Source organism: Acidovorax sp. HMWF029 (genome assembly GCF_003060895.1).
In the GTDB taxonomy this organism is placed as follows: Bacteria; Pseudomonadota; Gammaproteobacteria; order Burkholderiales; family Burkholderiaceae_C; genus Acidovorax.
This window is the reverse complement of sequence record NZ_QAIH01000142.1, coordinates 17,414-27,859: the sequence shown is the minus strand read 5'-3', so window position 1 is coordinate 27,859 and position 10,446 is coordinate 17,414. Positions and strand designations below refer to the sequence as shown.

Annotated in this window: 9 protein-coding genes; 2 read left to right on the top strand and 7 right to left on the bottom strand. The window is 65.5% G+C overall.

Going from position 1 to position 10,446, the window contains the following annotated elements; all coding sequences use genetic code 11:
* From DBR12_RS09840 to DBR12_RS09830, 3 genes are all read right to left on the bottom strand, one after another.
* Window positions 1–1,785, bottom strand: a 1,785-nt coding sequence (locus DBR12_RS09840; protein WP_108617071.1) for a feruloyl-CoA synthase, incomplete at its 3' end; no start/stop codon positions are given.
* Window positions 1,786–1,824: 39 nt separating this feature from the next.
* Window positions 1,825–2,766, bottom strand: coding sequence for a 3-hydroxyacyl-CoA dehydrogenase NAD-binding domain-containing protein (locus tag DBR12_RS09835; protein WP_108617070.1), 942 nt, complete (start codon window positions 2,764–2,766; stop codon window positions 1,825–1,827).
* A gap of 20 nt (window positions 2,767–2,786) precedes the next feature.
* Window positions 2,787–3,779, bottom strand: coding sequence for a Bug family tripartite tricarboxylate transporter substrate binding protein (locus DBR12_RS09830; RefSeq protein ID WP_108617075.1), 993 nt, complete (start codon window positions 3,777–3,779; stop codon window positions 2,787–2,789).
* A 278-nt stretch (window positions 3,780–4,057) separates the two neighbouring features.
* On the opposite strand from DBR12_RS09830, the gene DBR12_RS09825 reads away from it, so the two are divergent.
* A complete protein-coding gene (locus DBR12_RS09825) occupies window positions 4,058–4,750 on the top strand; it encodes a Crp/Fnr family transcriptional regulator (RefSeq protein ID WP_108617074.1) in 693 nt (230 codons plus the stop codon).
* 37 nt (window positions 4,751–4,787) lie between these two features.
* Here the strand turns inward: DBR12_RS09825 and DBR12_RS09820 are convergent, their stop codons facing one another.
* The 4 genes from DBR12_RS09820 to DBR12_RS09805 all read right to left on the bottom strand — a co-directional run bounded on the left by DBR12_RS09820 (window position 4,788) and on the right by DBR12_RS09805 (window position 9,388).
* A complete protein-coding gene (locus tag DBR12_RS09820; RefSeq protein WP_108617069.1) occupies window positions 4,788–5,594 on the bottom strand; it encodes an alpha/beta fold hydrolase in 807 nt (268 codons plus the stop codon).
* Window positions 5,591–7,147 (bottom strand): benzoate-CoA ligase family protein, encoded by a 1,557-nt coding sequence (locus DBR12_RS09815; RefSeq protein ID WP_108617068.1) that lies wholly within the window; start codon window positions 7,145–7,147, stop codon window positions 5,591–5,593. The genes DBR12_RS09820 and DBR12_RS09815 overlap by 4 nt, the downstream gene beginning before the upstream one ends.
* A gap of 51 nt (window positions 7,148–7,198) precedes the next feature.
* Complete coding sequence (locus tag DBR12_RS09810; RefSeq protein ID WP_108617067.1) at window positions 7,199–8,761, bottom strand: 3,4-dehydroadipyl-CoA semialdehyde dehydrogenase; 1,563 nt, start codon at window positions 8,759–8,761, stop codon at window positions 7,199–7,201.
* A gap of 156 nt (window positions 8,762–8,917) precedes the next feature.
* A complete protein-coding gene (locus DBR12_RS09805; protein WP_108617066.1) occupies window positions 8,918–9,388 on the bottom strand; it encodes a DUF4863 family protein in 471 nt (156 codons plus the stop codon).
* 201 nt (window positions 9,389–9,589) lie between these two features.
* Here DBR12_RS09805 and DBR12_RS09800 point away from each other — a divergent pair.
* A partial coding sequence (locus DBR12_RS09800) for a helix-turn-helix transcriptional regulator (RefSeq protein WP_108617065.1) occupies window positions 9,590–10,446 on the top strand: 857 nt, incomplete at its 3' end.

Genomic DNA, 10,446 nt, shown 5'->3' with positions numbered 1-10,446 from the left:
CCCCGCAGCAGCGGGTTCGGCGTAGAGCGCAGCCACCGCTGCTGCGCGGCGTGACAACACAGCCCCCTGATTGATGTAGCCCTTGTCGGTAATCTCACCCGCATCGGCATCGGGTGGCTCCCGCATCACCAGCGCCCGCGTGGGGCATTGTGAAGACCCTGCCCCTGCCTTGCGCCGCGCACGCATGAGCACGTGCAAGGCCTCCTCCAGCCTGGGCCCATCAGCCACACCCGCTGCCGACGGAAACACCAGCATCCCGACCTCGTCCCGGTTGTGGCCCGTGAGCACGATGTCCTGCACCAGCGGCGCAAGCTGCGAAACCAGCTCCACCCGCAGCGTGCCCACCGACACCCAGCTGCCGCTGGACAGCTTGAAATCCTCGGCCACACGTCCGTTGAACACCACACCCCGCTCGGGTCGCTCGGCGTCAGCCAGATAGCCTGCATCGCCGATGCGGTAGAAGCCTTCGCTGTCGAAGGCGGCGGCTGTCTCGCTGGGCGCATTGCGGTAGCCCGCAAACACCGAAACGCCTTTGACCCGCATCTCCAGCTTGCTGCCATTGGGCACCAGTTTGAGTTCCAACCCCGGCAGCGGCGCCCCGATGCAGCCCGCGCCCTCCAGGCGCCAGTGGGCGGTGGTCACGGCGGGGGCGGTCTCGGTCGCGCCCCACGAGGTCGTCAGCCACAGCGGCTGTGCGGGGCGCACCCGGTGGGCCAGCGCCTCCAGCCGCTGCCAGGTGGAGGGGGCCAGTGCGGCTGCTGCGTAAAAGGCCAGACGCACACGTGCCAGCACCTGGGCCGCCAGGGCCTCGTCGGACTCTAGGAACGGCAGCAGCATGTCGAAGCCCCGGGGCACGTTGAACAGCATGGTGGGCCGTACGTCGCGCAGGTTGCGCACGGTTTTGTCGATGAGCCCGGGTACCGGCCGCCCTTCGTCGATGTAGAGCGTGCCGCCATGACACAGCACCATGTGCAGGTTGTGGTTGCCACCAAAGGTGTGGCTCCAGGGCAGCCAATCGACCAGCACCGGCTTTTCGTGGGCCAGAAAGCGCCAGGTCTGGGCCATCATCTGTTGGTTGGCACACAGCATGCGGTGCGTGTTGATGACCACCTTGGGCCGTCCGGTGGAGCCGGAGGTGAGCAGGTACTTGGCATGGTCATCGGCGTCGAGCGCTTCAAACGCCTCGCGCACGGCGGCTGTCTCCTGCCCGCGCTGCAGCTGCTCAAACGCCAGCGCGCCCGCGCAGCGGTCAGCATGGCGGCTGAAGACCTTGATCACCGCCCCGCCGTAGCCGGCCAGCGCTGGCGCATAGACCTGCGCATCGGAGGCATAGACCAGGCTGGGCTCCAACACTGCCAGCATGCTGTGCAGGCGGCTAGGGTCCTGGGAGCGCGCATAGGCACTGGACACTGAGCAGGGTGTGATGCCCACATGCATGGCCGCCAACATGAGAACGGCATGGTCCACCGCATTGTCGGACAGGATGGCAATCGGGCGTCCGGCTGTCAACTTCATGTCCAGCAACGACTGGGCCACCGCGCCCACCTCGCGGCGCAGCTGCCCGTAGCTCAGGCCACGCCAGTGTCCGCCGCTCGCGTCGCGCTCGGCCAGGGCCAGCGTATCGGGCGTCTCCAGCGCCCAGCGTTCCAGCCATTCACCTACGCAGCGGGCGTAGGGGCGCAGCGCCTCGGGGGAGCGCAGAGTGAACGAGCCATCGCCAAGGGTCTGGCGCAGCGTGCGTGGTGGCGCTATCTGGTCTTCGTCGTCAAGAAATACGGGGTGCATGGTGTTGTCTCGCAGGATTTTTTCTGTGTGCAGGGTGCATCAGTCCTGCGCACCTGACGATTGCTTGGCGCGCAGCAGGTCGATCAACAGTGCATCGCGCGCGCGGATCAGCTCAGCGGCTTGCCGCGTGCCCAACGCTTGCGCTACGCCATCGACCACTTGGCGCTGCAGGGCCGCATCCATGGATGGGGCGCCCAGGTCGCGCCACCAGTCCTCGATGGGCCCGCCCAGGTGTGCCAACAGGTGCGCAATACCGCCTTCGCCACCCGACAGATGCAGGTTCATGAACGGTCCCATCAACGCCCACCGCAGGCCAGGGCCCTGCGTGATGGCGGTGTCTATATCGCTTACGGTTGCCACGCCTTCGTTCAAGAGGTGAAAGGCTTCGCGCCAAAGCGCGGCCTGCAGGCGGTTGGCAATGTGCCCCTTGATCTCGCGTCGCACATGGATGGGGCGTTTGCCAATGTGGGCATAGAACGCCATAGCCTGCGCAACCGACTCGGGCGCCGTGCGCTGGCCGCCGCCCACCTCCACCAGAGGAATCATGTGCGGCGGATTGAACGGGTGGCCCAGCACCACCCGCTCGGGCCACGCACAGGCCTGCTGGATGTCGCTGACGGCCAGGCCCGATGTGCTGGATGCCAGGATGGCATGCGCCGGAGCAGCAACATCCATGCGGCGAAACAACTCCACCTTGGCGTCCAGCCGCTCAGGCCCGTTCTCCTGCACGAAGTCGGCCTGCACCAGCGCGTCCTCCAGCCGGTCATGCCAGCGCAGGCGATCCAGGTGGGCCCCGTCCGCCAACCCCTGGCGCGACAAGGCCTCCCAGTGCGCGACCACGGCCGCACGCAGGCGCTCATCCGCGCCTGGCGAAGGGTCCCAGGCGTCCACGTCCAGGCCCTTCGCCAAAAAGTACGCAGCCCAACTCGTGCCAATGACGCCGGTGGCCACAACGGCCACGCGGTTCACAGTCTGATCCATGCGTTGGATTCCTGGTGCGATCAAGACTCAGCCGTGAAACCGACCTTCTTGACGAGCGGCCCCCAGCGCTCGAACTCGGCCTGCTGAGATATCTGCATCTCGCCAGGAGTTGACCCCTTGGCGATCAGCCCCACCACAGCCAAGCTGTCGATAACGGCCTTCTCCTTGATGGCAACATTGATGGCTGCATTGGCAGCAGCTACCACGGCAGGGGGAGTGCGGGCCGGGGCATAAAAGCCAAACCACTCCTCGGTCGTTAGCTCTGGAAAGCCCTGCTCGGCAAACGTAGCCACCTCGGGAGAGAAAGGGGACCGCGCCATACCCGAGGTGGCAATCAGCCGCAACTTGCCCGCCTTGTGGTTGGCGATAAAGTCGCCGCTCGGCGTGACCATGGAAGCGATCTGCCCGCCCACCACGTCCGTCACACCCGGGATCGATCCCCGGTAAGGCACATGCTTGAGTTCCACCCCATTGTTCAGCCCCAGCAGAGCGCCAATGAAGTGCGGCGTGGAGCCTGCTGCGGGGGACCCGTAGTTGGCCTGCCCAGGGTTGGCCTTGGCCCAGGCCAGGAAGTCCTTCACCGTCTTGACCGACGCCGGCACCAGCGGCCCCACGGCCAGCCCGTGGTGCATCACCGCAGCGATCGACACCGGCACAAAGTCCTTCACGGGGTCGTAGCTCAGCTTGTTGTAGATGTGGGGGTAGATCGATGTGCAAGAGAACGGCGAGAGCGTGAGCACCGTGCCGTCCGCAGGGGCCCCCTTGAGCGACTCCAGCGCAATGCGCCCGCCCGCGCCGGGCTTGTTCTCTACCACGGCAGCGTTGCGCGTGTAGGGCGAGCCAGCCAGCTTCTCGCCCACCCGGCGTGCCACGCTGTCGCCCGCGCTACCTGCCGGAAAACCGTAAAGGACCTTGATTTGCTCAAGCACCTGGGCCTGCGCGGCCAGAGGCGACAGGGCTGTGAGCGCAGCAGCGCTGCCCAGTTGATTCATGAAGTGGCGGCGTGTGTACATCATCCTGTGTCTCCTGCGGGTGGTTTTTTGTGGCGATGAAAAGGGGGTGGCTCAGTGGTGCGCCAACGCGGGTCTCACGGCCGACAGGTCACCTCCTAAGCCAAGGGCTGTGGTGTCGAAGACTTTGCGCTGGGTCATCACGGTGTGTGGCGGAAAATGCTAGTGCTGCAGATTATTTTTTCCCAGCCCAGCCCATTCAGTCATCCCGACGACATTTCGACTCAGGGTATACGTGGGCCTGCCTTTTGAACGGTGCAGCACACAGGAGAATGCCCACCATGTTGGTCAAAGTGACGCCCCCCACCATGGACGATCTGCTCGCAGCGTCGGCCTGGTTTCCGCTGCTGGACAGCGCCGCGCAGGCGCGTGTGCGCGATGAGCTGCGCGAGGTGGATGTGCCCCAGGGAGGTGCGCTGTGCCGACTTGGCGACACCCCCTTGCACTGGTACGGCGCCATCGAAGGCCTGCTCAAGTGGACGGTGACCTCGAGCGATGGCCGTTCGGTCACGCTGGGCGGGCTGTCGGCGGGCAGCTGGTTTGGCGAAGGCACCCTGCTGCGCGGTAGCCCGCGCACCGCCGACATCATTGCGTTGCGCCCCAGCCGCGTTGCACTGATGCCAGTGGAGACCTTCGAGTGGCTACATGCTACCGAGCGCAGTTTCGATCACTTCCTGCTGCGCCAGATCAACGAGCGCCTGCACTGGTTTCTGGGCAACTTCACTGCCTACCACCTGCTCGATACCGACAGCCAGGTGGCGCGGGCGCTGGCGGGCCTGTTCCACCCCTGGTTGCACCCTGGCACCGACCCGCACCTGCAGGTTTCGCAAGAAGAGATCGCCAACCTTTCGGGGTTGTCGCGCCAGCGCTGCAACGCGGCCTTGAAGCGCTTGCAGGCGGCGGGTCTGCTGGAGATCGAGTACGGCGGCATCACGGTCACCAACCTGGAGGGCTTGCGCCGCAAAGTGGAGTAGCCGTACCGCTACAACGGCCTGCAGCGCGGGATGCGTGTCACGAATCGGAGGCCGCGATGAAGGCCACGGTGGCCGCGATCACAGCCCCGGGCTGATCGCGGTGTGGTGAATGGGCACAGGCGGGCAGCTCCAGCAAACGGGTTCCCGGCACCTGCTGCGCAATGCCACGTATCTGCGCCAGCGTGCCGTATTCGTCGTCCAACCCCTGAATGGCAAGCACCGGCGCGCGGATGGCGGCGATCTCGGACTCGATGTTCCAGGCGCGGAAGGCGGGGTCCAGCCAGATGCGGTTCCAGCCCCAGAAAGCCGAGCCGGGGTCGTCGTGATAGCGGCAAAGCTTGTAAGCCAGGTCGGTGTGCAGGTAGGCATCCTTCGTGCGCTCGATGTTCTCCACCGTCACGTCTTCCACAAAAGTATGCGGGGCCAGCAGCACTAGGCCGCGCGCGCGCTCCGGGAACCGCGCAGCGAACAGCAGCGCAATAGACGCACCGTCGCTGTGGCCGAACAGCCAGGGGGCGCCCCGCACACCGAGCGCATCCAGAAAGGCGGGGACCACCTCGTGCGCCTGCTGGTGCATGAAGTCCACGCCCCACACCTCGTCCGCCGCGCGCGGGGTGGACCGACCATACCCAGGACGCGAGAAGACCAGCCCCCGGAATTCCCCCTCTTCGCACAGCCGCTGCGGGAAATCCTTCCACATGGCGACCGACCCCAGGCCTTCATGGAGGAACACCACCAGCGGCGCTGCCGTGCGCTCGGGCGCTATCCACGCGTACTCCACCTCCACGGTGCGCTGCCGCCATGCGACGGAAACCTTGCGCGGGGTATCGGCCACGGCTGTCATGGCCGTTGCCCCTGTTCGCGCTCGCGCAGCCGAAAGCGCTGGATCTTGCCCGTCGCGGTCTTGGGCAGTTCGGGCACAAACTCGATGAGGCGTGGGTATTTGTAGGGGGCCAGGCGTTCCTTCACAAAGGCCTTGAGGTCCTCTTGGGTGGCCGATTGCCCTTCCTTGAGTACCACAAAGGCCTTGGTCTTTGTCAGGCCATCAGCGTCCTGCGCGCCAATCACGGCGGCCTCCAGCACCGCTTGGTGTTGCATCAGCGTGGCCTCCACTTCAAAAGGCGATACATAGATGCCACTGACCTTGAGCATGTCGTCGCTGCGCCCGGCGTAGGTGTAGTAACCATCCGCATCGCGCACGTATTTGTCGCCGCTCTTGGTCCAAGCGCCCTGGAAGGTCTCGCGGGTCTTCTCGCGGTTGTTCCAGTACAGCAGTGCGGCACTGGGGCCCAGGATGTACAGGTCGCCAATCTCTCCTACAGACACCTCACGCCCGTCTTCACCGCGCAGCGAAACCTCATACCCCGGCACGGGCTTGCCCGTGGTGCCGTAGCGCACATCCCCCGGGCGGTTGGACAAAAAGATGTGCAGCATCTCGGTAGAGCCGATGCCGTCGATGATGTCGCAGCCAAAGTGGGCCTTGAAGCGCTGCGCAAGCTCGGCGGGCAGGGCCTCGCCCGCCGACGAGCACATGCGCAGCGACACGGCACTGCGCGGCGGCAGGCTAAGTGAGGCCAGCATGCCTGCAAAGCCCGTGGGCGCCCCAAAGAACACCGTGGGCTGGTGCTGCGTCCAGCGCGCGAAGGTGGCCTCGGGCGTAGGGCGTTCGGCCATCAGCACCACCGTTGCCCCCACCGACAGGGGAAAGGTGAGGCTGTTGCCCAGGCCATAGGCGAAGTAAAGCTTGGCGGCCGAAAAGCACCGGTCCTGGTCCGTGAGCCCCAGTACCGGCTTGCCATACAGCTCGGCCGTCCACCACAGGTTGCCGTGCGTGTGGACCGTGCCTTTGGGTTTGCCTGTGGAGCCCGACGAGTACAGCCAGAAACCGGGCGCATCCGGCCCCAAGGCAGCGGGCGCCGCCAGGGGTGCCGCAGCGGCGATGGCGGCCCGCATGTCCAGCGCCCCATCAGGCAGCGGCCCCTGCGGCTGCGACACTACGCACACGCCCACCTCGTGAGGCTGCCGCTCCATGGCATCGTTCAGCACTGGCAGCAAAGCCCCCGACACCAGCACTGCCCGCGCGCGGCAGTGGGACAACATGTAAGCGTAGTCCTCGGGCTTGAGCAAGGTGTTGACGGCCACTGGCAGCACCCCGGCGTACAGGCAGCCCAGAAAGGCTGCAGGCCAGTCGCAGGTGTCGAGCATCAGCAGCAGCACCCGCTCCTCGCGCCGCACACCGGCCCCCACCAGCACCGCCGCCAGGCGGCGCGCGCGCTCCTCCAGGGCGCTGTAGTTCAGGGTTTCGTGGTCGTCGATGTAGGCAATCCGGTCACCGCGCGCGCGGTTCAGCGCGAACAGGTGCTCCGCAAAGTTGAAATGCTCCGGCAGGCTGGTCATGGGGATGTCTCCGTGGTTCTTGTAAGGAAAGGGCCTGCGCAAAAAAGCGGGCTACGCCAGATCGGGCAAACCCAGCGCCGCCAGCACAGTGGGGCTGGCCTGCACGGCGCTGCGCTGGTGGTAGAAGTCCAGCGCGCGCAGCCCGCCCAGTTCGGCGCCACCGCCCGCACGGCCCGGGCCGCCGTGCTGCGACATGGGCATCACATTGCCATGGCCGCTGTGGGCCCGCCCTACATCCGGCGTAACGACGTGGACACGACCGTGGCTGCCGGCTACCGCCAGGGTGATCCGAGTCAGCGCGGCTTCATCACGTCCGTAGAGCGATGTGACCAACGAACCCCGACCGCGCTGCGTCAGCACCACGGCGTGGGCGCTGTCGCGGTAAGGTAGCAGCGTGGCCACGGGGCCGAAAACCTCCACGTCGTGCACCAGCTGCGCAGTATCGGCATCGCGTGCGCCCAGCAGCACGGGGCCGATGCAGGCAGCTAGAGCTGGGTCGGCATCCACCAGCGGACGGTCGCGTCCGTCGTGCAGTACCCGGGTATGAGCCGACAACATGGCCAAGCCTTCACGCACCGAGGCCAACTGGGCGCGGCTCACCAGCGACCCCATGCGCACGCTATCGTTGCGCGGGTTGCCCACGGTGACACCGGCGAGCTTGGCACCGATGGCCTCGGCCGCTGCGTCGTAGACCTCGGCAGGGACCAGGATGCGGCGGATCGCTGTGCACTTCTGGCCGGACTTTACGGTCATCTCGCGCACCACTTCGCGCACAAGGAGGTTGAAGGCCTCGCTGCCCGGCGCCTCGCCTGGCAGCAATACAGCACTGTTAAGACTGTCGGCCTCGATACCGCAGCGCACCGATCGGTGGGTGACAGCAGGGTGCGCGCGGATGGCACCAGCCGTCTCGGCCGAGCCCGTGAAGGACACCACGTCAAACGGCTGGAGCTGGTCCATCAACCCCGCCGAACTTCCGGCGATAACCGACAGCGCGCCCACGGGTAGCACCCCGGCATCGACCACATCACGGACCATGCGCTGCGTAAGCCATGCGGTGGCCGTGGCCGGTTTGACGATGACGGGCATGCCCGACAGCAGGGCTGGCGCGGCCTTCTCCCACAGCCCCCATGCCGGGAAATTGAAGGCATTGATGAACAGCGCTACACCCTCCCGGGGCACCTGCAGGTGCTGCGACTGGAACACAGGCTCCTTGCCCAGTTTCACCGCCTCGCCATCGCGCAGCGCACGCGTATCGCCAAGGGCATCACCCCATTTGGCGTACTGGCCCAGCGTGAAGATGGCGCCATCGATGTCCACGGCCGAGTCGTTCTTGACCGTGCCAGCATTGGCGGTGGCAATCTCGTAGTAGGCGTCGCGGTTTGCCTGCAGCACGTTCACGATGGCCGCGAGTAGCGCGGCGCGCTCGCGGTAGGTTAGCGCGCGCAAGGCAGCGCCGCCCTGCTGGCGCGCAAAGGCAAAAGTCTCGTCCAGGTCGAGGCCTGTGGAATCCACGCGCACCAGTTCGTTGCCAAGCACGGGGTCAAACAGCGGCGTGCCGTTGCCAGTACCGGCTTGCCAGCGACCAGCGGCATAGTTGGAGAGAAGTTCAGTCATACAGATCCATGGAGAGAAATGGCGGGTTGTCAGCAATCCATCGCGCTGCGCGCTCACCGCGATGCATGCAAATGGCGTGGCCGAGCCCCGCACGCCCTCCCGACACGCGCAGCAAGGCGAGAGAAGGGGAAGGCAGGAAACGACTCAGGGGATGCTTCATTTGCTGAACTGGATCTGCCCTTCGGGCAAGAGGTAGAGCACCAGGGCACGACCTTGGGCCACGGTTGGACAGTGGGAGGTGCCAGGTCCATAGACACACCAGCCTGCGGGCCAACCGTCAAAGCAGGCGCTGCTGCCATCGATGGGCATGATCAGGTCGATCTCGCCGTTCGGATGTGTGTGGTGCGGGCCCGCCAGGTCTTGCATGTCCACCACATCCACCGAGAACCGGTGCAAGACATCCTCGGGCTTGAACACCCGGCCATAGCGGATGCCACCAGCCGCACGCTCACACAACCAGCCTTCGCGCACCCCCACCGTGCACGCATCCTTAAGCTGCTCGTACACATCACTTCCCGGACCGTGGACCTGGTTAAGCCAGCGCGCCAACGCTGCATCCAGCGGCCGTCCGGCGATCTGGCCCGTCAGCGCGGCAAGGGTCTGGTGAAATAGGGCTTTAGTGGACATGGGTGTTTCAGATGAAGACGTCAGGGACGAAAGCGCGGAGGCATCGGGATTGACCCATGTCCTTGCGCCACCCTGAAACATGCAGTATGTTGCAAAACATGAACGATAGTTTGCCACTTAAGCAGCATCAAGCAATATAGTGCACATGTGGTATTTTCCCTGAGAAAAAATGAGGACGAAACTCGGCGCACGAGGATGGGTATGAATGAACAAGAAGAGGCAGGAATGGGACTGCCAACAACCGCAACGGCCACTGCCGTGGCCGAACAACCCAAGAACCCCGTGCTGGTGGCATTGGGAGAACGGGTGCGCAACCTGCGCGCGCAGCGGGGACTGACCCGCAAGGCCGTGGCCCTGGCGGCCGATGTGTCGGAACGGCACCTGGCCAACCTGGAATACGGCACGGGAAATGCTTCGATCCTGGTGCTCCAGCAGGTGGCAGGTGCCTTGCACTGCTCGCTGGCCGAGCTTGCGGGGGACTTCACGACACGCTCGCCTGAATGGCTGCTGATCCGCGAGCTGCTGGAACACCGCAGCGAGCCTGAGTTGCGCCGCGTACGCCTGGCTCTGCATGAGATGTTGAGCGGCGGCAGCAATGACACTGCCCGCCAAGGGCGCATTGCACTGGTGGGCCTGCGGGGTGCTGGCAAGTCCACCCTGGGGCCCTTGCTGGCCCACACACTCGATGTACCCTTTATCGAGCTGAGCCGCGAGATCGAGAGCTTGGCAGGCTGCAGCGTGCGCGAGATCCACGACCTCTATGGCACCACGGCCTACCGACGCTATGAGCGCAGGGCACTGGAAGAGACGATCCAGATCCACAGCGAGGTCGTGATCGCCACCCCGGGCGGCATTGTGTCGGATCCCGCCACCTTCAATGAGCTGCTGGCGCATTGCACTACCGTCTGGCTGCGCGCCGCCCCCGAAGAGCACATGGGCCGCGTGGTCGCCCAGGGCGATATGCGCCCCATGGCGGCCAGCAAGGAAGCCATGGACGACCTCAAACGCATCCTGGACGGGCGCGCCGCCTTCTATTCCAAGGCCGACATCACGATCGA

What these genes read in the sequence shown, in the direction of transcription:
- DBR12_RS09810 (WP_108617067.1), bottom strand. Translation starts at nt 8,761, where the DNA reads ATGACTGAACTTCTCTCCAACTATGCCGCTGGTCGCTGGCAAGCCGGT.
- DBR12_RS09825 (WP_108617074.1), top strand. Translation starts at nt 4,058, where the DNA reads ATGTTGGTCAAAGTGACGCCCCCCACCATGGACGATCTGCTCGCAGCG.
- DBR12_RS09815 (WP_108617068.1), bottom strand. Translation starts at nt 7,147, where the DNA reads ATGACCAGCCTGCCGGAGCATTTCAACTTTGCGGAGCACCTGTTCGCG.
- DBR12_RS09835 (WP_108617070.1), bottom strand. Translation starts at nt 2,766, where the DNA reads ATGGATCAGACTGTGAACCGCGTGGCCGTTGTGGCCACCGGCGTCATT.
- DBR12_RS09805 (WP_108617066.1), bottom strand. Translation starts at nt 9,388, where the DNA reads ATGTCCACTAAAGCCCTATTTCACCAGACCCTTGCCGCGCTGACGGGC.
- DBR12_RS09820 (WP_108617069.1), bottom strand. Translation starts at nt 5,594, where the DNA reads ATGACAGCCGTGGCCGATACCCCGCGCAAGGTTTCCGTCGCATGGCGG.
- DBR12_RS09830 (WP_108617075.1), bottom strand. Translation starts at nt 3,779, where the DNA reads ATGTACACACGCCGCCACTTCATGAATCAACTGGGCAGCGCTGCTGCG.